18 protein-coding genes are annotated in these 21932 nt (G+C 68.0%); 7 read left to right on the top strand and 11 right to left on the bottom strand.

The window, feature by feature from the left end:
• Positions 1-9: 9 nt before the first annotated feature.
• Complete coding sequence (locus tag AC5P57_RS17625; RefSeq protein ID WP_099551473.1) at positions 10-636, bottom strand: response regulator; 627 nt, start codon at positions 634-636, stop codon at positions 10-12.
• 228 nt (positions 637-864) lie between these two features.
• Between AC5P57_RS17625 and coaBC the strand changes: the two genes are divergently transcribed.
• From coaBC to AC5P57_RS17610, 3 genes are read left to right on the top strand one after another with little or no spacing between them, the layout of a single operon-like run.
• Entirely contained in the window at positions 865-2127 is a 1263-nt protein-coding gene (coaBC, locus tag AC5P57_RS17620) for a bifunctional phosphopantothenoylcysteine decarboxylase/phosphopantothenate--cysteine ligase CoaBC (protein ID WP_142807864.1), read from the top strand.
• Positions 2124-2597 carry a dUTP diphosphatase gene (gene dut / locus AC5P57_RS17615; RefSeq protein WP_005411999.1) on the top strand — a complete coding sequence of 158 codons (474 nt, stop codon included), beginning with the start codon at positions 2124-2126 and terminating at the stop codon, positions 2595-2597. The genes coaBC and dut overlap by 4 nt, the downstream gene beginning before the upstream one ends.
• Positions 2598-2609: 12 nt before the next feature.
• The gene (locus tag AC5P57_RS17610; protein WP_262235790.1) at positions 2610-4955 is read left to right on the top strand and encodes a phosphomannomutase/phosphoglucomutase; all 2346 of its coding nucleotides are present in this window, start codon (positions 2610-2612) and stop codon (positions 4953-4955) included.
• 294 nt (positions 4956-5249) lie between these two features.
• Here the strand turns inward: AC5P57_RS17610 and AC5P57_RS17605 are convergent, their stop codons facing one another.
• From AC5P57_RS17605 to pyrE, 8 genes are all read right to left on the bottom strand, one after another.
• Entirely contained in the window at positions 5250-5963 is a 714-nt protein-coding gene (locus AC5P57_RS17605) for a response regulator transcription factor (protein ID WP_262235789.1), read from the bottom strand.
• Positions 5944-8604, bottom strand: a complete 2661-nt coding sequence (locus AC5P57_RS17600; RefSeq protein ID WP_262235788.1) for an ATP-binding protein — start codon at positions 8602-8604, stop codon at positions 5944-5946. The genes AC5P57_RS17605 and AC5P57_RS17600 overlap by 20 nt, the downstream gene beginning before the upstream one ends.
• A 51-nt stretch (positions 8605-8655) precedes the next feature.
• Positions 8656-9306 (bottom strand): potassium-transporting ATPase subunit KdpC, encoded by a 651-nt coding sequence (gene kdpC, locus AC5P57_RS17595; RefSeq protein WP_262235787.1) that lies wholly within the window; start codon positions 9304-9306, stop codon positions 8656-8658.
• The gene (gene kdpB, locus AC5P57_RS17590; protein WP_262235785.1) at positions 9303-11360 is read right to left on the bottom strand and encodes a potassium-transporting ATPase subunit KdpB; all 2058 of its coding nucleotides are present in this window, start codon (positions 11358-11360) and stop codon (positions 9303-9305) included. The genes kdpC and kdpB overlap by 4 nt, the downstream gene beginning before the upstream one ends.
• A gap of 10 nt (positions 11361-11370) precedes the next feature.
• Entirely contained in the window at positions 11371-13080 is a 1710-nt protein-coding gene (kdpA, locus tag AC5P57_RS17585) for a potassium-transporting ATPase subunit KdpA (RefSeq protein WP_262235784.1), read from the bottom strand.
• Positions 13081-13092: 12 nt separating this feature from the next.
• The gene (locus AC5P57_RS17580) at positions 13093-13185 is read right to left on the bottom strand and encodes a potassium-transporting ATPase subunit F (protein ID WP_005407770.1); all 93 of its coding nucleotides are present in this window, start codon (positions 13183-13185) and stop codon (positions 13093-13095) included.
• A 174-nt stretch (positions 13186-13359) separates the two neighbouring features.
• Positions 13360-14025, bottom strand: a complete 666-nt coding sequence (locus AC5P57_RS17575) for a hypothetical protein (RefSeq protein ID WP_099551466.1) — start codon at positions 14023-14025, stop codon at positions 13360-13362.
• 18 nt (positions 14026-14043) lie between these two features.
• Positions 14044-14703, bottom strand: coding sequence for an orotate phosphoribosyltransferase (gene pyrE / locus AC5P57_RS17570; RefSeq protein ID WP_005407772.1), 660 nt, complete (start codon positions 14701-14703; stop codon positions 14044-14046).
• Positions 14704-14865: 162 nt separating this feature from the next.
• On the opposite strand from pyrE, the gene AC5P57_RS17565 reads away from it, so the two are divergent.
• The 3 genes from AC5P57_RS17565 to AC5P57_RS17555 all read left to right on the top strand — a co-directional run bounded on the left by AC5P57_RS17565 (position 14866) and on the right by AC5P57_RS17555 (position 17344).
• Positions 14866-15666 (top strand): exodeoxyribonuclease III, encoded by an 801-nt coding sequence (locus AC5P57_RS17565; RefSeq protein ID WP_099603906.1) that lies wholly within the window; start codon positions 14866-14868, stop codon positions 15664-15666.
• Positions 15663-17036: an AmpG family muropeptide MFS transporter gene (locus AC5P57_RS17560; protein WP_099551464.1), complete on the top strand. Its 1374-nt coding sequence runs from the start codon at positions 15663-15665 to the stop codon at positions 17034-17036. Before AC5P57_RS17565 ends, AC5P57_RS17560 begins: the two co-directional genes overlap by 4 nt.
• A 77-nt stretch (positions 17037-17113) precedes the next feature.
• Positions 17114-17344 (top strand): hypothetical protein, encoded by a 231-nt coding sequence (locus AC5P57_RS17555; RefSeq protein ID WP_005407775.1) that lies wholly within the window; start codon positions 17114-17116, stop codon positions 17342-17344.
• A gap of 70 nt (positions 17345-17414) precedes the next feature.
• Here the strand turns inward: AC5P57_RS17555 and AC5P57_RS17550 are convergent, their stop codons facing one another.
• Positions 17415-18542 carry an anhydro-N-acetylmuramic acid kinase gene (locus tag AC5P57_RS17550; protein ID WP_262235782.1) on the bottom strand — a complete coding sequence of 376 codons (1128 nt, stop codon included), beginning with the start codon at positions 18540-18542 and terminating at the stop codon, positions 17415-17417.
• A gap of 65 nt (positions 18543-18607) precedes the next feature.
• Positions 18608-20080, bottom strand: a complete 1473-nt coding sequence (locus tag AC5P57_RS17545; protein WP_099551462.1) for a M23 family metallopeptidase — start codon at positions 20078-20080, stop codon at positions 18608-18610.
• Positions 20081-20247: 167 nt separating this feature from the next.
• Here AC5P57_RS17545 and tyrS point away from each other — a divergent pair, with 167 nt between their 5' ends.
• Positions 20248-21459 (top strand): tyrosine--tRNA ligase, encoded by a 1212-nt coding sequence (gene tyrS / locus AC5P57_RS17540; protein WP_049431058.1) that lies wholly within the window; start codon positions 20248-20250, stop codon positions 21457-21459.
• Positions 21460-21932: the final 473 nt, after the last annotated feature.

The raw sequence follows: 21932 nt of genomic DNA, 5'->3' as shown, positions 1-21932 counted from the left end.
CCCAATGCCTCAGTCGCGCCGGGTCTGCAGGTAGTCGAACAGTTCCTGGTTGTTCTGCAGGCCCAGCTTGCGCTTGGCCTCGGCCTTCTGCCGGCTGATCGTCTTCGGGCTGCGCCCACATCGTGCGGCCACGGCGTTCACGCTGAGGCCGGCCGCCAGCAGGTCCAGTACTTCCTGCTCGCGTGCCGACAACGGCGCCGGTTCCCGTGGGAACAGCAGGTCGCGGGCCTGCAGATGGTGGCGCAGCTGCTGGGAGACGAACACCTGGCCGACAAGCGCGGCGTTCAGTGCCTGCGGCAGTTCGGAGAAATCGGCGCATTTGTCGACCAGACCGCTGACGCCCTCGCGCAGCAGGCCATCAAGCAGCCCGGGATGGCGGGCGCCGGTCAGCACGACCACTGGAAGCCCGGGGTAGCGGGTGTGCAGCGCATCGATCAGTTCCGGGCCATCCGGGCCGGTGCCGGGCATCGACAGGTCGGTCAGCACGGCATCGCATGGGTGATTGTCGAGCAGCTCCAGCAGCTGGGCGCCGTCACGCGCACTGCCGACGATGTTCATCAGGTGGGTCTGCAGCACGATACGGATGCCATGCAGGACCACGGGATGGTCGTCGGCGATGATGATGCGTGGATGCACGCGGCTCCTCGAAAGTCGAACAGGCCACGGCGGGCGGCAGCCAATGCCTGATTCTGCAAAAGCGCAGACCCGTAGAGGTATAGGAAAGGTCCGAAACTGATACCGGGTGAATCCCAGGTCAACGGAGGCGGACTCCATCTGCTGATAGCTGTCCGCTATGTGCGCCCTGCACCGGGACATTACCGACCATCGGGTAAGCTAGCGCCCTCGTTTGCACAGGAATTCCAGGTGGCTGACTCCCCCAACGCTTCCCCCGCGCAGGCCCGCGCGCTGGAAGGTCAGAAACTGCTGTTGTGCGTCGGAGGCGGGATCGCGGCCTACAAGGCCCTGGAACTGGTGCGGCGCCTGCGCGACGCCGGTGCCCAGGTGCAGGTGGCGATGACCGCCGGAGCACAGCAGTTCGTCACTCCGCTCAGTTTCCAGGCCCTGTCCGGGCAGCCGACCCGCACCACGCTGTGGGACAGCGCCGCCGAACAGGCCATGGGCCACATCGAGCTGGCCCGCTGGGCCGACCGCATCGTGGTCGCCCCGGGTACCGCCGATCTGCTGGCCCGGCTCGCCCAGGGTCATGCCGATGACCTGGTCAGCACCCTGTGCCTGGCCAGCACCGCTCCATTGACGATCTGCCCGGCGATGAACCACCGCATGTGGCTGCATCCGGCCACCCAGGCCAACATCGCCCTGCTGCGCCAGCGCGGCGCGCAGGTGATCGGCCCGGTCGACGGTCCGCTGGCCGAAGGCGAGTCCGGTCCGGGTCGTCTGGCCGAGCCCGGCGACATCGTGGCGGCGTTGGCCGCCAATGGCAGCAGCGCCGCGACCGTTGCCGCGCCGGAAACCCGCGCGCTGCAGGGCCTGCGCCTGCTGATCAGCGCCGGCCCGACCTATGAAGACATCGATCCGGTGCGCTACGTCGGCAACCGCAGCAGCGGCAAGATGGGCTTCGCCCTGGCCGCGGCCGCCGCGACGATGGGCGCCCAGGTGGTGCTGGTCAGCGGCCCCGTACAGCTGCCGACGCCACCCGGCGTGCAGCGTGTGGACGTGCGCTCGGCCGCGCAGATGCGCGATGCCGTGCTGAAGTCGTTGCCGGCCGACATCTATATCGGTGCCGCTGCGGTGTCCGACTACACGCCGCGCCAGGTCGCGCCGCAGAAGCTGAAGAAGACCGCCGAGAGCCAGTCGCTGGTGATCGAGCTGGTGCGCACGCCGGACATCCTCGCCGAAGTTGCCGCGCAGACACAGTCGCTGAAGCTGGTGGTCGGCTTTGCCGCCGAAACCCACGACGTGGAGAAATATGCACGTGGCAAGCTGGTCGACAAGCGCCTGGACCTGGTGATCGCCAACCAGGTCGGCATCAGCGGCGGTGGTTTCGAGAGTGACAACAATGCCGCCACTGCCTTCTGGCAGGACGGTGAACAGGTATTCCCGGCCACCTCCAAGCGCGAGCTGGCCGAACAACTGCTGGCGCTGATCGCGCGGAGACTCCAGGCATGACCCAGGCTTTCACTTCCCAACCGCTGCAGGTCAAGCTGCTTGATCCGCGTTTCGGCGACAGCTGGCCGCTGCCGGCCTATGCCACCGAAGCCAGCGCCGGCATGGACCTGCGCGCCGCGCTGGATACCGCGTTGACCCTGCAGCCGGGCGACACCGCGCTGGTGCCCAGCGGCCTGGCCATCCATATCGCCGATCCGCACCTGTGCGCGGTGATCCTGCCGCGTTCCGGGCTGGGCCACCGCCACGGCATCGTGCTCGGCAACGGCACCGGCCTGATCGATGCCGATTACCAGGGCCCGTTGCTGATCAGCGTCTGGAATCGTGGCCGAGAGGCCTTCACCATCGAGCCAGGCGATCGCATCGCGCAGCTGGTGGTCGTGCCGATTGCCCGCGTCAGCCTGCAGGTGGTGGATACTTTCACCGACAGCGTGCGGGGAACGGGTGGATTCGGCCATACCGGGGTGCGTTGACGGGGGACATTGATGAGCGGCATCGGGGAAGGGCAGCGGGAACGGTCGTTGGGACGCAGTGCGCCACTACTGGGGGTGCTGCTGGTCCTGCTGGCTGGCTGGTTCGGATGGAGCGCGGTGCAGCAATGGCGGCAGGAAGCCAATGGCCAGGCGCTGGAAGAAGCGCGTGACCAGGCCGTGCAGGGGCTGCAGGAGGCGGCTGCCGGCCAGCTGAAGCAGCTGCAGCAGCTGCTGAACAACGAACGCGTGCAGCAGGCACTGCAGGCCGGTGACGCCGCCGCGGCAGCGCTGGCCGTACGCGAGAGCTGGACCGGGGTGGAGCAGGTTGAAGTGCTGGGCGCCGATCTGGCCACGGCCTATGCCGACCCGGCCACCTTCGGCTATGCACGCCTGGCCCTGCTGGAAGAAGCGCTGGCCGAGGGCAAGCCGGGCCTGCGCGTGGTGCGCGATGCAGGTGGCAATCGTCTTGGCCTGGCGGCTCCGGTGCAGCTGGGCAGCCTGGGCCCGGCAGTGCTCTACGTGCGCCAGCCATTGCTGCGGCTGACCTCGCCGCTGGACCAGGTGAGTGCGCCATCGGCCGGTTTCCTTGGCCTGCGCCAGGGCACGCATGACCTCGTCGCCCAGGGCGATGCCGGCCTGGCAGAAAGTGCCGAAGCATTGGCGCGGCCGGTTCCGGGCACGCCGTTGCGGCTGGTGGCCGCGGTACCCAATGTCGAACCCGGTCCGCTGGGCCTGGGTTCGCTGGCCAGCGCCATCGTCGCGCTGCTGCTGGCCTTTGTCGCCGTGTTGCTGGTGGTCGGTCGCGGCCGCTTGCCGAAGACCCTGCCGCTGCCGCGCCGCGCTGCTGCGGCCGAAGCCGATCACGGTCCTACCCTGAGTGAGAGCCTGCAGATGGCGCCGCCGCCGGTGGCCGTCGCCAGCACCGCGGAAAGTGCGCCGCCGCCGCCGCCGCCGGTCCCGGCCGGGGAACTGGCCGCCGGCATCTTCCGCGCCTACGACATCCGTGGCGTGGTCGGCAGCGAACTGACGCCGAAGACCGCCGCGCTGATCGGCCAGGCCATCGGCACCGTGGCGCTGGAGCAGGGCCTGCGCGAGGTGGTGATCGGCCGGGATGGCCGCCTGTCCGGCCCGGAGCTGGCCGCGGGATTGGCCGAGGGCCTGCGTCGCACCGGTTGCACGGTGATCGACATCGGCCTGGCACCGACGCCGGTCGTCTACTACGCCGCCTTCCATCTGCGTACCGGCAGCTGCGTGGCAGTGACCGGCAGCCATAACCCGCCCGAGTACAACGGCTTCAAGGTGGTCATCGGCGGTGAGACGCTGTCCGGCGATGCCATCACCGATCTCTACCAGCGCATCGTCGAGGGTCGCCTGGTGCAGGCGACGGAGCCGGGCGACTACCAGCAGCGCGAGGTGGGTGCCGACTACATCCAGCGCATCGCTGATGACGTGCAGCTGGACCGCCCGTTGAAGGTCGTGGCCGATGCCGGCAACGGCGTCGCCGGTGCGCTGGCGCCACAGCTGCTGGAAGCGATTGGTGCGGAAGTCATTCCGCTGTACTGCGATGTTGACGGCAGCTTCCCCAATCATCATCCCGACCCTAGCGAACCGGCCAACCTGGAAGACCTGGTGCAGACGGTCAAGCGCTTCGGCGCCGACCTCGGCGTCGCCTTCGATGGCGACGGCGACCGCCTGGGCGTGGTCACCGGCGAAGGCAGGATCATCTATGCCGACCGCCTGCTGATGCTGTTCGCCGCCGATGTGCTGATGCGCAACCCGGGCGCGATGGTGATCTACGACGTGAAGTGCACCGGCAAGCTGTCCGACCACGTGCTGCGTAATGGTGGCAGCCCGTTGATGTGGAAGACCGGGCATTCGCTGATGAAGGCGAAGATGCGCGAGACCGATGCCGAGCTGGCCGGCGAGATGAGCGGCCACTTCTTCTTCAAGGAGCGCTGGTTCGGTTTCGACGATGGCCTGTATGCGGCGGCGCGCCTGCTGGAGATCCTGGCCCAGCGCGAGGAGACCCCGGACGAGGTGCTGGGCGAACTGCCGGAGATGGTGGCCACGCCGGAACTGAAGGTGCCGGTGGCCGAAGGCACGCCGCATGCGCTGGTGGCGATGCTGGTGGCGGCGGCGCAGTCGCCGGACAACCCGTATGTGGGCGGTCGCCTGTCGACCATCGATGGCCTGCGCGTGGACTTCCCCGATGGCTGGGGCCTGGTGCGTGCTTCCAACACCACGCCGGTGCTGGTGCTGCGCTTCGAGGGCAATGACGAGGCGGCACTGGAACGCATCCAGGCGCTGTTCCGCAGCCAGTTGCAGCCGGTGCTGGGCGACACCCCGCTGGGGTTCTGAGGTGGGCCGGGCTGCGCCCGGCACCCGCCGAATCAACGTCAACGTCAAAGGCCGGCTATCCGTGGGATGGCGGGGCGGTGTCGGAGTGCGGGGACGCAGCAAGTACGTCCCTGTAAGCTTGGCAGCCGCATCCATGCGGCTGACACCCCGCACTCCGACACCGCCCCACCCCTGACAATGTCCTGGAGCTGTTGGTAGGTGTCGACCTTGGTCGACACAGTAGATCCACGCCATGCGTGGATGCTCTTCCGAATTCGTTTGTCTGGTGGGTGCCGACCGTTGGTCGGCACGCTTTCACCCCTTGAACCGCAACCCCACGCCCGGTTCGGTGAACAGGTAGCGCGAATCCAGCGCTGAATCGCCCAGCTTGTGCCGCAGCTTGCCGACCAGGATGCGCAGGTAGTGGGTGTCGTGCTGGTGGGTCGGCCCCCAGATCTCCTGCAGGATCTGCGGCTGGGTCACCACCCGCCCGGCGTTGCGCAGCAGCAGCGACAGCAACGCGTACTCCTTGCGGGTCAGCGCCACCAGCTCGCCATCGAGTGCCACTTCACGGCGCACCAGATCCACATGCAGATGGCCGTCGTCGAACACCGGCGGTGTGCCATCGCTGGGCACACTGCGCGTGCGCAGCAGCGCACGTACCCGTGCCATCAGTTCCTGCGTGCCGAACGGCTTGGTCACGTAGTCATTGGCGCCGGTGTCCAGCGCCCGCACCTTCTCGGCCTCGCCGGCGCGCACGGTCAGCATGATCACCGGCACCTGGCTCCACTGCCGCAGCTGCTCCAGCACCTCGTGCCCTTCCATGTCCGGCAGGCCGATGTCCAGGATCACCAGGTCCATGTCCTCGCTGGCCGCCAGCTGCAGGCCCTCCTGGCCGGTGGCGGCCTGCCGCACCTGGTAGCCCTGCGCACGCAGGCTGATGTCCAGGAACCGGCGGATCTGGGTTTCATCATCGATCACCAGCACGCGCGCGGCTGGCACGCTGGCATCAATCGGGGTCGGGCTCATCGTGGGAGGCTGGCTTGAGCAGGGGCAGGGTGATGCGGATCAGGGTACCGCGACCGTCGCGTCCGGGCAGTGCCTGCACGCTGCCGCCATGCGCACCGATCATGCCCTGGCAGATGGTCAGTCCCAGGCCGGTGCCGTGGCGGCCGCGGTCGCCGCGCTCGACGCTGTAGAACATGTCGAAGATGCGCGCGCGCTCGTCGTCGGGAATGCCGGGCCCGGCATCGATCACGTCGATGCGCAGCTGACCGTCCAGCTCGCGCGCCTGCACCTGCACAGCGGCGTCGGGCGGCGAGAACTTGGCGGCGTTCTCCATCACGTTGAACACCGCCTGTTCGACCAGTGCCGGGTGCACCCAGATCGGCGCCAGCGTGGAGGGAATATCCAGCTCCAGCCGCACCTTCGGCTGGTAGCGCTGCAGGCGCCGCGCCGCCGAGCCGATCAGTTCGTCCACGCCGATCCAGTCGCGGTTGATCTTCAATCCCTCGTGGCCGAGGCGGGTCATGTCCAGCAGGTTCTGGATGTAGCGGTCCAGCCGTTCGCCCTCGACCAGGATGGTGTCCAGCAGGGCACGGCGATCGGCCGTATCCATCGCCGCGCCGTAGCTGGCCAGGCTGTCGGCCGAACCGATCATCGCCGCCAGCGGCGAGCGCAGGTCGTGCGACACCGAAGAGAGCAGGGCCGAGCGCAGCCGTTCGGTCTCGTTGCTGACGTGCGCCTGCTCCAGTTCGGCCACCAGCCGCGTACGCAGCGCGGCCTGCGCGATGTCATCGACCATTGCTTCGGCCAGCTGCCGTTGCTCGGGCAGCAGGCGCGCCTGTGCGCCGGGCAGGTACAGGCCGGCCACGCCGATGGCGCGGTCCTCGCCATCCAGCAGCGGCAGGAACCACCATTGCGCACCGGCCAGGGTGTCGGTGAAGCGGCCGCTGGGCTGGCCGTGGCGCAGGGCCCAGTCGGCCGCCGCCAGATCGGTATCGCCCGGCTGGCTGCGGCCACCGGTGGCGGTATCGGCGCTGATCCGCAGCCACGCCGGTACATCCATGGCCTGTTCCAGTGCATGCCGACCCGCCTGCGCCACCTCGCCGTTGCCGGCGGCACTGGCCAGCTGGCGGCCCAGCTGCTGGCGCGCACGCGCATGTCGATTCGCTGCACGCAGCGCGATCACCTGCATGCGCAGGCGCGAGGCCAGGCGTCCGGCCACCAGCGCGGCAGCCAGGAACAGGAACACCGTGATCACGCCCTGGCGCGCACCGATGGCGAAGGTGAAGCGCGGCGCGATGAACAGGAAGTTGTAGGCGAGGAAGCACAGGATCGCCGCCATTACCGCCACGCTGGCGCGCGTGCGCGCAGCCACCAGTACCACCGCCACGATGAACACCATCGACAGGTCGGCCATGCCGACCCAGCGTTCGGCCAGCCATGCCACCCCGCAGGCCAGCGCGGTGGCGATCAGCGCCTGTACCGGTTCGTAGCTGATGCCGCGCATCGGTGGCAGCAGGCCTTCGCGGCGCGAGCGCGCACGCGCCTGTGGGGTGCTGATGATGGTGATCTCGTAATGCGCGCCGCGCTGGATCAGCTGCTGGGTCAACGTACGGTTGAACATCCGCGCGAGCGGACGTTCGCGGGTCCGGCCCAGCACCAGGGTCGACACGCCGTTGTGCGCAGCGTGGTCGAGCAGGGCATCGGCGATGCTCGATCCGTGCAGCAGTTCGGCGTCGCCGCCCAGACGCCGTGCCAGGGCGAAGGCGGCATCGATCTCGCGCCGGGTCGCCTCGTCCTGGCGTCGCCCCTGTACGGTCACCACGGTCCACGGTGCGTCCCGGCGTTCGGCGATGCGTCGTGCCACGCGCACCAGGTATTCACTCTGGCCGCCGCCGTCGATCGCCACCAGCACGCCGCGGCGCAGTGGCAGGTTGCTCTCGCCACGGGCAGCGCGTGCCTCGCGCAGGCTGCTGTCGACGCGGTCGGCGGCCTCCTGCATGGCAAGCTCGCGCAGCGCGGTCAGGTTTGCCGGCGAGAAGAACGCCTGCAGGGCCTGCGCGGCCTGCTCCGGCACATAGACCTTGCCCTGCTGCAGGCGCGCGATCAGTTCGCGCGGTGGCAGATCGACCAGCACGATGTCGTGCAGGCGGTCGAGCACACCGTCCGGCACCGTCTCACTGACCCGCACACCGGTGATGCGCATCACCACATCATTGAGGCTTTCCAGATGCTGGATGTTGACCGTGGTCCAGACGTCGATGCCGGCATCCAGCAGTTCCATCACATCCTGCCAGCGTCGCTCATGGCGGCTGCCCGGCGCGTTGCGGTGGGCCAGTTCGTCCACCAGCACCAGCGCCGGGTGCCGCGCGAGCACGGCATCCAGATCCATCTCCTGCAGGGCATGGCCGTGGTAGGCCACGTCCTTCAGCGGCAATTGCGGCAGCCCCTCCAGCAGCGCCTGGGTATCGGCACGGCCATGGGTTTCCACCAGCCCGACCACCAGGTCGACGCCGCGACGCAGCTGTTCCTGCGCGCGGGTCAGCATGGTGTAGGTCTTGCCCACGCCCGGCGCCGCGCCGAGGAACACGGTCAGCTTGCCGCCGGCTTCACGTTGCAGGCCTTCAACCAGGGCATCGGCCTGGCGGGTACGCGCATCAGTCATGGGTGCCGCTGTCATGGCCGCCATTGTGCGCGCAGCCGGTGCAGGCCGGCATCACGGCGCCTTGGCCGCGTGGTCCAGCGCGAAGTTCAGCGTTACCACGTTCACCCGCGGCTGGCCGAACAGGCCCCACTGGCGACCTTCGGAATGCGCCTGCACCAGTGCCTGCACGCGTTCCACCGGCAGGCCACGGGCACGCGCCACGCGAGCTACCTGCAACTGCGCTGCAGACGGCGACAGCTGAGGATCCAGGCCGCCGGCGGACTGGGTGACCAGGTCCGCAGGCACCTGCGCCGGGGCAACGCCTTCGCGTGCGGCCACCGCCGCAGTGCTGGCGGCAACGCGCTCGGCCAGCGCCGGGTTGCTGCGCGCCATGTTGGAACCGGCTGCCGCCATCGGGTCGTAGTTGGCCGCCGACGGCCGTGCCTGGAAGTAGCCATCACCGGTGAACGGCTGCGCCAGCCACGCCGAGCCGCGCACCTGGCCACTGTCATCGCGCAGCAGGCTGCCTTCCGCCTGGCCCGGGAACGCCAGGCCGGCAAAGCCGGTTGCAATGCCGGCGTAGACCGCGCCGGCCAGCAGCAGGGTGGCCAGGCCCAGGCCGATCGCCGGGCGCCAGCTGGCGCCATCCTGCAGGCTGGCCACGCGGGCCTCGGCCTTCGGTTCGCGGGACAGGGAGGTGGAGGTGGAAGCAGAACGGTTCATGCGCCGGATACCAGGACAAGAAGGAGGTCGATCAGCTTGATCGCCGCGAACGGCAGCAACACGCCGCCGAGGCCGTACACCAGCATGTTCCGGCGCAGCAGCGCCGTCGCGGTGGCGGGGCGGAAGCGCACGCCACGCAGGGCGAGCGGGATCAGTGCGGGAATCACCAGGGCGTTGAAGATCAGCGCCGCCAGCACCGCGTTGCGCGGGCTCGACAGCTGCATCACATTCAGTGCGGCCATGGTCGGAACGGCAGCGGCGAACAGCGCCGGCAGGATCGCGAAGTACTTGGAAACGTCGTTGGCCAGCGAGAAGGTGGTCAGCGCACCGCGCGTGATCAGCTGCTGCTTGCCCACTTCCACCACCGCCAGCAGCTTGGCCGGGTCCGAATCGAGGTCGACCATGTTGCCGGCCTCCTTCGCCGCCTGCGTGCCGGAGTTCATTGCCAGGCCGATATCGGCCTGCGCCAGTGCCGGGGCGTCGTTGGTGCCGTCGCCCACCATCGCCACCAGGCGGCCACCGGCCTGCTCCTGGCGGATGCGCGCCAGCTTGTCTTCGGGGCGGGCCTCGGCGATGTAGTCATCGACACCGGCCTCGGCAGCGATCGCGGCGGCGGTCAGCGGGTTGTCACCGGTGATCATCACCGTGCGGATGCCCATCGCCCGCAGCTGCGCGAACTTCTCGCGCATGCCGTGCTTGACCACGTCCGACAGCTCGATCACGCCCAGCACATGGCGGCCCTCGGCCACCACCAGCGGGGTGGCACCATTGCGCGCGACCTGCTCGACACGACCGGCCAGCTCGGACGGCACGTTGCCGCCCAGCGACTGCACATGCGCGCGGATGGCATCGGCGGCGCCCTTGCGGATCTGCCGCCCATGTTCCAGGTCGACGCCGGACATCCGGGTCTGGGCAGTGAAGGCCAGATAGTCGGCATGGTCCGGTTCGGCGGTGGCGCACCCCTGTTCGCGCGCCAGGCGCACGATCGACTTGCCTTCCGGAGTCGGGTCGGCCAGCGAGGACAGCAGCGCCGCTTCACGCAGCTGGCTGGCATCGATACCGGCCAACGGGTGGAAGTGGCTGGCCTGGCGATCGCCGTAGGTGATGGTGCCGGTCTTGTCCAGCAGCAGCACGTCCACGTCGCCCGCCACTTCCACCGCCTTGCCCGACTTGGCCAGCACGTTGGCGGCCAGCGCACGGTTCATGCCGGCAATGCCGATGGCTGGCAGCAGGCCGCCGATGGTGGTCGGGATCAGGCACACCAGCAGCGCGATCAGCAGCAGCGGGTCAACCTGCACGCCTACCGCTGCGCCGATCGCCGGCAGCGTCGCCACCACCACCAGGAAGGTCAGCGTCATCGCGGCCAGCAGCAGGGTCAGTGCGATCTCGTTCGGGGTCTTCTGCCGGTTGGCGCCTTCCACCAGCGCGATCATCCGGTCCAGGAAGCTGTGGCCCGGCTCGGCGGTCACCCGCACGATGATCTGGTCGGACAGCACCTTGGTGCCGCCGATCACGCCGGAACGATCGGTGCCGGCCTCGCGCAGCACCGGCGCCGATTCACCGGTCACGGCCGCTTCGTTGATGGTGGCCAGGCCCTGCACGATCTCGCCATCGGCCGGCACCAGCTCGCCGGCGCTGACGATCACGTGGTCACCCGGACGCAGCTCCGCGGCCGGTACCTGGGCTTCCGCCGCACCCGGCTGCGGTGCCGCCAGACGGCGCGCCACCAGATCCTGGCGGGCACGGCGCAGCGAAGCGGCCTGGCCGCGGCCACGGGCTTCGGCGACCGCCTCGGCGAAATTGCCGAACAGCACGGTCACCAGCAGGATCGCGGTCACCGCCAGGCCGAAGCCCAGCGGTGCATTGCCGGTCAGGGTGACGATGGCGGCGACGATCGTGCCGGCCATCACCACCGCCATCACCGGGCTGCGCACCAGGTGCATCGGCGACAGCTTGCGCACCGACTCGACCAGTGCACGGCGCAGGCCTGCGGCATCCAGCAGGGCAGGGCGCGGTGCGAGGGAACTTCGGGTGGAATTTGCGTGGGTACTCATCGGGGTGTCCTCAGTGCAGTCCCAGGCTCAGGTGGTCGGCGATCGGGCCGAGTACCAGCGCCGGCATGAACTGCAGCACGGTCAGGATGACGATCACCGAGACCAGGGTCAGGGCGAAGGTCGGGGTTTCGATCTGCAGGCTGCCGGCAGACTCCGGCGCCTGGCGCTTGGCGGCCAGCTGTGCGGCCACCACCAGCGGGATGATCAGCAGCGGGAAGCGGCCCAGCAGCAGCACCAGCGAGCAGCTCAGGTTCCACCACAGCGTGGCGTCACCCAGCCCTTCGAAACCCGAACCGTTGTTGGCATAGGCCGAGACGTACTCGTAGAACACCTGGCTGATGCCATGGAAGCCAGGATTGGACGTGCCGGCCAGACCGGGCACGGCCAGGGTGATGGCGGTGAACACCAGCAGGGTGATCGGTTGCAGCAGCACCAGCAGGGCCAGCAGGCGCACCTGCGGCGTCTCCAGCTTGCGGCCGAACAGTTCCGGCGTACGCCCGGTCATCAACCCGGCCAGGAACACGCCCAGCAGCAGGTACACGATGAACTGCTGCAGGCCACAGCCGATACCGCCCCAGATCGCGCTGACCAGCATGTTGACCATCGCGATGCCGCCACTCAGCGGCGCCAACGAATCGTGCATGCCGTTGACCGAGCCGTTGGAGACCTGCGTGGTCACCGCCGCCCACAGCGCGGTGCCATCGGCGCCGAAGCGTACTTCCTTGCCTTCCATCAGCAGGGGCGTGGCGGCGCTGGCGCTATGGGCCTCGCTCCACATCATCGCGCCGGTGGAGAGCAGTGACATGCCCAGCATGCAGCTGAACACCAGCGCGCCGAACCGGCGCCGGCCGGTGAATGCACCGATCATGAAGATCACCGCCATCGGCACCAGCAGGATGCCGACGATCTCCAGCGCGTTCGACAGCGGGGTCGGGTTCTCCAGCGGGAAGCTGCTGTTCGGGCCATACCAGCCGCCGCCGTTGGCGCCCAGCTGCTTGGCCGCGACCATCGCTGCGACCGGGCCCAGCGGCAGTTTCTGCTGGACCATGCCGGCGCTGGCATCGATCGGCGTGGCCTGCGGGCCGCCGGCCATCGTCGAGGGCACGCCCTGGCTGGTCAGCACCAGCGTCCACACTAGGCACAGCGGCAGCAGGAAGCGCACGCACAGGCGCACCACGTCAACGTAGTAGTTGCCCACCGCCACCTGGCGGTCATCGCCGGCCCCGGTGGCTGCCGCAGCCTGCGGCGCACGCGAGAACAACGCGCGCAGCGTGGCCACCGCCAACGCCAGGCCCATCATTGGCGTCACCACCTGCAGGCCGGTGATGCCGGTCATCTGCGAGAGGTAGGACAGCTGCGCCTGGCCCGAATAGTGCTGCTGGTTGGTGTTGGTCAGGAACGAGATCATCGTGTGCAGCGCGGTGTCCCAGCGCATGTTCGGGATCTGGTCCGGGTTCAACGGCAGCCAGGCCTGGGTCATGAACACCGCCTGGGTCAGTACCGCGACCACCACGTTGCTCAGCACGAAGGCCAGCACATAGCCGCGCCAGGACATCGAGCGCGATGGATCGACGCCGAACACCCTGTACAGCGGCTTCTCGATCCAGTGGAACAGCACGTCGACCTTCATCGGCGTGCCGCGCATCACGCGTGCCAGGTACAGGCCCAGCGGCCACGCCAGCAGCAGGCTGGCGGCAATAATCACAAGCATCTCAGTCATGGCAGGCTCCGCTCAGAACGACTCGGGCCGCAGCACGACATAAAGGAGATAGGCGGCGGCGACCAGCACCAGCACGCCACACAACAACGACAGCCAGGGGGACATTGCAATAGCGTCCTGGTGGAACCCCTCCACCTCAGGCCGCCATCGTCGTCCTGCCCCCCATAAACGCACTACGCGCCGGACCGGGCCGACGCGTAAAAAGTGCATAAATTCATCGCCCGAAGCCGTAACCGGACGCCGGGTAGCGCCGGGCCATGCCCGGCGGAGGCAGCGCCGTCAGCCCGCCGGTGCCGCCGCCGGCACCAACCCCTTCAGCTCGCGATAGCGCTGCAGGGTACTGTCGATCTCGGCCTTCAATGCCTGCTGCTGCTGCACGAGCCCGGCCTGCAGGCGCTGCTGCGCCTGCAGCTGCGCATGCCGCTTGCGGATCGCCTCGGCCTGCTTGTCGACCACCTTGCCGCCGGCCAGTTCGCGGTCTCCCGCCGCCGACAGCAGCGCCACCAGCGACTCACGCAGGCTGGTGACGTTGTACTCGGCGGTCTTCAGGTTGTTGTCCAGCACTTCCTGGCGCTCGGCAAACACCCGGCGCAGGTCGGCCTCGCTGCCGTAGGTGGACAACATGGCCTGCTCGGTGCGCTGGCGGGTCTGCTCGGCCATCAGGTCCAGCTGTTGCTGCTGCGCAGCGGTGCTGGCGGCAGCACGTTCCTCGTCGGTCAACGCGCGCTGGACCTGTGCATTGCGCAGGCCCGTGCTCGCATTGAATTCCTCGCGGGCATGGTTGACCGCGTCGGCCGGCAGCGAATCACTGCAGATCCGCTCCTTGCCCTCGTTCCAGCAGTACAGCTTCTTTTCCGCCTTGCCACTGTCGCGCGACTGCGCCGGTGCGGTGAACGGCACGGCCAGCAGCAGGCCGGCAAAGAGGACAGCAGGAACTCGGGACATGACCTTTCCCCTGGTCGGTCAGCGGATGGAACGAACGCCGTACTGGGCCCGGTAGGCTTCCAGCGGCTGCCGGTAACCCACAAGTTCCGGGTTGCCGGAGGCAAAATCAAGCAGGTCGGCCAGCGACGCCACGGCGATCACCGGGATACCGGCTTCCTCGGCCACCGACTGCGCCGCCGAACGGCGGTCGGTCTCCGAAGCGATCTCCTGGCGGTCCAGCGCCACCACGATGCCGGCCGGGGTGCCACCGGCGGCGCGGATGATGCCCAGCGCTTCGCGGATCGCGGTACCGGCGGTGATCACGTCGTCGACGATCAGCACGCGCTTGCCCTGCATGTCGGCGCCGATCAGCTGGCCGCCTTCGCCGTGGTCCTTGGCTTCCTTGCGGTTGAACGACAGCGGCAGGTCGCGGCCACGCTGGGCCAGCTCACAGGCCATCGCGGTGGCCAGCGGAATGCCCTTGTAGGCCGGGCCGAACACCACGTCGTACTTGATCCCGCTGGCATCGATGGCATCGGCATAGCAGGCGCCGAGCTGGGACAGCAGCGAGCCGGAGTCGAAGCGCCCGGCGTTGAAGAAATAGGGGCTCAGCCGGCCGGACTTGAGGGTGAACTGGCCGAAGCGCAGGGCGTCGGCGGTCAGGGCCAGCTGCAGGAAACGGTGGCGGTGGTCGCTCATCAAAACTCGATTCATATTCATTTGGAGCACAAATCCTAATCCAGCTGGGCGTTTCGCGCTCGTCCGGCCCCGTGTGAAGGCGTTCGCGGGCGCACCCGGCGGACTGCGCAGCCCCGCGGGCAACCGGTATGCTTGCCCGGTTTCCCGCCGTAGGTCTTCCGCATGCGCATCATCAGTTTCAACGCCAATGGCATCCGTTCCGCCGCGACCAAGGGCTTCCTCGACTGGTTCCGTGCCCAGGACGCCGACGTCCTGTGCATCCAGGAGACCAAGGCCCAGGAAGACCAGCTGACCGACCCGATGTTCCGCCCGGACGGCCACCACTGCTTCTACCGCGACGCCATCACCAAGAAGGGCTACAGCGGCGTGGCGATCTACAGCAAGCGCGAGCCGGACCAGGTCATCACCTCGCTGGGCTGGGCCCCGTTCGACGACGAAGGCCGCTACATCGAGGCACGCTACGGCAACCTCAGCGTGGTCTCCTTCTATATCCCGTCCGGCAGCTCGGGCGACCTGCGGCAGGGCTTCAAGTTCGAAGTGATGGAATGGCTGCGGCCGATCCTGGAGGAGTGGGCGCGCAGTGGCCGCGACTACGTGCTGTGTGGCGACTGGAACATCGTGCGTTCGGCGCTGGACATCAAGAACTGGAAGTCCAACCAGAAGAATTCCGGGTGCCTGCCGGAGGAGCGCGACTGGCTCAACGCCCTCTGCGCCGACCACGGCCAGACCACCGATGTCACCGCCGGTCGCGGCTGGGCCGATGCCTACCGCCTGCTCAACCCCACCGGCGAGGACTACACCTGGTGGAGCAACCGCGGCGCCGCCCGTGCCAACAACGTCGGTTGGCGCATCGACTACCAGTTCATCACCCCGGGCCTGCGTGACCGCCTGCGCAGCTGCTCGATCTACCGCGACGAGCGCTTCTCCGACCACGCCCCGTTCACCGTGGACTACGACCTGTGACCGAGGCTGCCAAGCCGCGCCGACCGTGGCAGCAGGTGTTGTCCAACCTGAGCCAGCGCAAGGTGCTGGCGATGCTGCTGCTCGGCTTCAGTTCCGGTCTGCCGATCTACCTGGTGGGCAACACGCTCGGCTTCTGGATGCGCAAGGAAGGCATCGAGCTGAGCACGATCGGTTTCCTGTCATGGGTCGGGCTGGCCTACACCATGAAGTTCCTGTGGGCGCCGATCGTCGACAAGACCGACGTGCCCCTGTTCGGCCGCTTTGGCCGCCGCCGTGGCTGGATGCTGCTGTCGCAGCTGGTCGTGGTGGTGGGCCTGGTCGGCATGGCGCTGGTCCAGCCCAAGGGGGGGCAGATCCAGTTCCTGGGTATCGCCTGGCAGCACATCGTCGTGTTCGGCGTGATGGCCGTGATCGTAGCGTTTGCTTCGGCCACCCAGGACATCGTCATCGATGCCTGGCGCATTGAAAGTGCTGACAACAGCGAGCAGCTCGGCCTGCTGACCTCATCATCCGCGCTGGGCTATCGCACCGCATTGCTGGTCACCGATGCGCTGATCCTGATCATCGCGGCCCGTGTCGGCTGGCAGGTCTCGTACGAGATCATGGCGGTACTCATGGCGCTTGGCGTGGTGGCCGTGGTCATGGCCAGGGAACCCGCCAGGGAGGTGGCTGCCGTGCAGGCTCAGGCGACCTCGCTGTGGACGCCGCGTGGCCTGTTCGACGCCGTGGCCGGGCCGTTCATCGCCTTCGTCCGCGAGCACCGCAGCGGCGCGATCCTGATCCTGGTGGCCATCAGCGTCTATCGCATGGCCGACTTCGTCATGGGGCCGATGGCCAACCCCTTCTATGTCGATCTCGGCCTGGACGAAGATACCGTGGGCGCGGTGCGTGGTTCGGTCGGGCTGGTCGCGACGTTCGTCGGCATTGCCGCAGCGGGCCTGGTCTCGGTCCGCTGGGGCGTGCTGGCGGCGCTGATGGTGGGCGCGGTGCTGGGGCCGGCCTCCAACCTGGCGTTTGCCTGGCTGGCCTATTCCGGCCCGGACACAACCCATTTCGCCGTCGCCATGGCGATCGACAACTTCGCCAGCGGCTTCGCCGGAACGGCGCTGATCGCCTATATGTCGAGCTTGACCAGCATCGGATACACCGCCACCCAGTACGCGCTGCTGAGCTCGTTCTACGCGATGCCCGGCAAGGCCCTCAAGGGACTCTCGGGGTGGTCGGTACAGACGCTCGCGCAGGGCCGGACGCTGCTGGAAGGCTATGCACTGTTCTTCGTCGGTACCGCGCTGGTGGCGATCCCGGTGGTGATCCTGTGCGCCCTGTTGATCGTGCAGCAGCGTCGTCGCCAGGCCGCAAGCGCCGCCTGATTGCCTGCCCGGCCGGTCTGCGGGATCATCGCCCGGACGCGCCGAGGGGGCGGTGCCTTGCGAACGGGGAAGTGAGCATGGCCGACGTTGTGCTGCGGGACCTGGACCCGCTGCTGCTGGAACGTATCAAACGCGTCGCGGTCGCCCGCGGCTGGACCCACGAACAGACCTGTGCCGCCTTGCTGGAGCAGGGCCTGTTCAGCAGTGAGCTGGAAGTCCGCTCCGGCTTCGGCGATCCGGAAGTGGATGCCCTGTCCGATGCCATCGCCGCCCTGCAGGCCTTGCCCGCAGGGCAGGGCTTCGATTAGTGCCCATGTAGCGTCGAGCCACGCTCGTCCGCCGTTCCCGGTAGATCCACGCCATGCGTGGATGACCACCTCACGCCAGGTGGATCGCCCCCAGGATCCGCGGGCCCTGGGCCCCGGTCACGCTCGGCAGGTTGCCGGCCAGCCCGTCCATCGTCCGCTGCGCCAGCCATGCAAAGCCCATTGCTTCCACGTACTCCGGGTCCAGCCCGTGTACCGCGCTGGATTCCACCTGCACGTCCGGCAGCCGTGCCGCCAGCCGCTTCATCAGCTGCCGATTGCGCACACCGCCGCCACAGACCAGCAGGCGGCGGGTCCGCGGCTGCTGCGCCAGCAGCGCATCGGCCACCGTCGCCACGGTCAGCTCCAGCAGGGTCGCCTGCACATCGGCGGCAGCGTATCGGCCTTCGGCCATGTGGGCCTCGGCCCAGGCCAGGTGGAACTGCTCACGGCCGGTGCTCTTCGGTGGTGGCAGCGCGAACCACGGGTCCGAACGCCAGCCGGCCAGCAGGCCCTCGTCCACCGCGCCGCTGGCGGCATAGGCGCCGTCGGCATCAAAGGTGCGGCCGGTGTGGCGCTGGCACCAGGCATCCATCAGCGCGTTGGCCGGGCCGGTATCGAAGCCACGCACCGCGCCTTCGCGCGGGACCAGGGTCAGGTTGGCGATGCCGCCCAGGTTGAGCACCGCGCGGTCTTCGTCGGCCGTGCCCAGCACGGCCAGGTGGAAGGCCGGCATCAGCGGTGCGCCATGGCCACCGGCTGCCACGTCGCGGCGGCGGAAGTCGGACACCGTGGTGATTCCGGTCAGCTCCGCGATGCGGTTGCCATCGCCCAGCTGCACGGTGAAGGCGGGGTCGGCCAGCGGGCGATGGCGCACGGTCTGGCCGTGCGAGCCGATCGCGCGCACCTGGCTGCGGTCCACGCCGGCCTCGGCCAGCAGTTGATTGGCGGCCTCGGCGAAACTGATCGCGATCCGCGCATCCAGCTCGCCCAGCTCCTCCAGCGAGTCCAGCGGTCCGCCTTCGCCCAGCGCCACCAGCCGCGCACGCAGCACCGGCTCCCAGCGGGCGGTCAGCCCGTGCACGAAGTGGCAGCCACCGCCGGCGGGGAACTGCACCAGTGCGGCATCGATGCCGTCGGCGCTGGTGCCTGACATCAGGCCCAGGTACAGGGGAGCAGTGGCGTCGGCAGTCGTGTTCATGGCGGGCATAAAAAAAGGACGCGGCAAGCTTGGGCTGCCGCGTCCTTCTTCGTCAACGCAGGGGCTCAGCCGCGCTTGCGGCCGGTGCTGCTCTTGTCCTTGGCGCTGGCCACCTCGGGGGCGGCCTCGTCGCGGCTGGTCGGTGCCGGGCTGGCGTCGGCGTAGATCAGCTTCTCCATGCCCTGGATCCGGGCCATCGCCGGCGCGGTCTGCGCGCGGAAGGCGACCAGCTCGGCGCCCTTCAGCGGCTCCGGCGGCGGCATGGTCACGGTCAGCGGGTTGCGGTGCTCGCCGTTGACGCGGAATTCGTAGTGCAGATGCGGGCCGGTGGCCAGGCCGGTCGAGCCGACATAGCCGATCACCGTGCCCTGGGCCACGCGCTGGCCGGTCTTGATGTTCGCAAAGCGCGACATGTGGCCGTACAGCGTGGTGTGGCCACGGCCGTGGTCCAGGATCACCACGTTGCCGTAGCCGCGCTGCACGCCGGCGAACTGCACGCGGGCATCGCCGGCGGCCATGATCGGGGTGCCGGTGCGCGCGGCGTAGTCCACGCCCTTGTGCATGCGCATCTTGCCCAGCACGGGGTGCTTGCGCGCACCGAAGGTCGAGCTCAGCCGCGCGAACGGGATCGGCATGCGGATGAAGCTCTTCTTCAGCGAACGGCCGTTGAGGTCGTAGTACTCGGACTTGCCGTTGCGGTCGAAGCGGAAGCCGGAATAGGTCTTGCCACCGGTGGTGAAGGTCGCCGCCAGGATCTTGCTGGTGTCCACCTTCTCGCCTTCGCGCCAGGTTTCGTCCATCACGACGCTGAAGCGGTCGCCCGGCTGCAGGTCCTTCGAGAAGTCGATGTCGTACTTGAAGATGTCATCGGTCATCGTCGCGATCGCCGACGGCGACAGCCCGGCGCGTCGGGCCGCGGCATACAGCGAGCTGGTGATCTCGCCGCTGGTGACCACCGTGCGCGTGGAGGTCTCGCGCTGGGTCACCTTCTCCTTGATGTCATCGCCGGCCAGGCTCAGCTCCACCCGGTTGTCGGCATCGCGGTCGAAGCGGATGCTGCGCAGGTCACCGGACAGCGGCATGTCGAAGGCGATCTCGGCGCCCGGGCGAAGCTTGGTCAGCGCCTCGCGCGCGCCCGGGTGGTCCAGTACCCGGTGCAGGGTGGTTGCCGGGATACCGGCCTTGTCGAACAGATCGCTCAGGGTCTGGCCGCGCTGCACGCGCAGCACCTGCCAGCTGTCACCGGGTACCTGCTGCTGGCGCGCCATGGTCAGCGGCGGCAACGGCAGCGCCAGGCTGGTATGGCTGTCGGCAAAGGGGGCGTCGATGGTGTGCGAGAAGCCCGGGACGATCGTTGCCACCAGGGCACCGATGGTCGCGAACAGGCTGGCATGCATCCAATGGCGCCGGGTCCAGCGCTCGTTGAAGGCGGCGGGAAGATGTTGCCTGAGCTTCCGATGCAGGGCGTTGTCGTGCAGGACGTGGAGGCGTTCCTGGAAGCGCTGCTTGCGTGCGCGCCCTTGTTCGGAATTGTGCATCGGCGGTTTTTTCCTGGCAGCCCGGGAGCGCGGGCCTGATCGCCGGTTACCATAGACACCTGAGAAAACCGCGTCAAACCCTTGTGCCCATTGGCTTTTGTGAAGCCAATCGGGTTAACTTTGCTTTAACACCCCACACAAGAATCGGCGTTGCCGGGAGTAGTCACGTGTCCTCGATTGAAGAAGCCCTTGCCCTGATCGGCCGCGGTGCCGACGAGATCCTCAAGCTCGAGGATCTGCGTGCGCGCCTGCAGGAAGGCCGCCCGCTGCGGATCAAGGCCGGCTTCGACCCCACCGCGCCCGACCTGCACCTGGGCCATACGGTGCTGCTGAACAAGATGCGCCAGTTCCAGGACCTCGGCCACCAGGTCATTTTCCTGATCGGCGACTTCACCGGCATGATCGGCGACCCGTCCGGCAAGAGCCTGACCCGCAAGCCGCTCAGCCGCGAGGACGTGCTGGCCAACGCCCGCACCTATGAGGAGCAGGTGTTCAAGGTGCTGGACCGCAGCCGTACCGAAGTCCGCTTCAACTCGGAGTGGTTCGGCAAGATGGGCGCGGCGGACATGATCCGCCTGGCTGGCCAGCACACCGTGGCACGCATGCTCGAGCGCGATGACTTCGCCAAGCGCTACGCCGCCCAGCAGTCCATCGCCATCCACGAGTTCCTGTACCCGCTGGTGCAGGGCTACGACTCGGTGGCCCTGGAAGCGGACGTCGAGCTGGGCGGTACCGACCAGAAGTTCAATCTGCTGATGGGCCGTGGCCTGCAGGAACACCACGGCCAGAAGCCGCAGGTGGTGCTGACCATGCCGCTGCTGGAGGGCCTGGACGGCGTCAACAAGATGTCCAAGTCGCTGGGTAACTACATTGGTATCAGCGAACCGGCCATCGACATCGTCACCAAGACCATGAAGGTGGACGACACCCTGATGTGGCGCTGGATCGAGCTGCTGTCCTTCGACATCAGCCAGGCCGAAGCCGTGCAGCTGCGCGAGCAGGTGGCCAATGGCGGCCTGAACCCGCGTGTGGTCAAGCTGCGCCTGGCGCGTGAACTGGCGACCCGCTTCCACGACGCCGCAGCGGCCGAGCAGGCCATTGCCGGCTGGGAAGCGGCGGTGACGGGGCAGGGCGACATCACCCAGCTGCCGCTGCAGGACGTGGCGATCCCGGCCGAAGGCCTGCGTATCGCCGCACTGCTGACCGCAGCCGGACTGACCCCGAGCAACTCCGAAGCCAACCGCAAGCTCAAGGAGCGCGCGGTCAAGGTGGACGGTGAAGTGGTCGAAGATGGCCAACAGGTGCTGCAGCCGGGCTTCGAAGGCCTGCTGCAGGTCGGCAAGCGCACCTTCGCCCGCGTGCGCCTGGTCGCTGCCTGAGACAAAGGAAGGGCCGGCGCAGCCGGCCCTTCCTTATGCTCTTGTAGAGCCAAGCCCACGCTTGGCTGCTCTTGGCGGCATCCTCCCGCAGAGCGTGATGGATGAATGGATGCAACATCCGTTGAAAAAAATCGCCACACCCCCTTCACAAACGGTGGGAATAGGGACATACTTCTCCTCCCCCGTCGCAGGGGTCGCCCCCAAGGGGCTTCAGCGACATCAGGGCGCCCACCACCGCCGAACGAGATGATCGAACGAAGGTGTTGACGGACTGAAAAAGTCTGGCATAATGGGCGGCTCGCTACGAAGGAAACTTCGCAGCACACGGGAATGGCGCTGAGGCCACTTCCCCTGATCTTTGAAAGTATGCGCAGGTATCTTGTGAAGGCGCCTGCAGGAAGGATGATTGTCCATCTTGCAGACGTTTGATCAAGCAACTATTAATTGTTTTAAAGCAAGCGATACGTTGCCAG

It is taken from the genome of Stenotrophomonas sp. YJH_SMC_79, assembly GCF_059367995.1.
The sequence above is the reverse complement of the archived record's forward strand: the minus strand, read 5'-3'. Positions and strand labels throughout refer to the sequence as shown.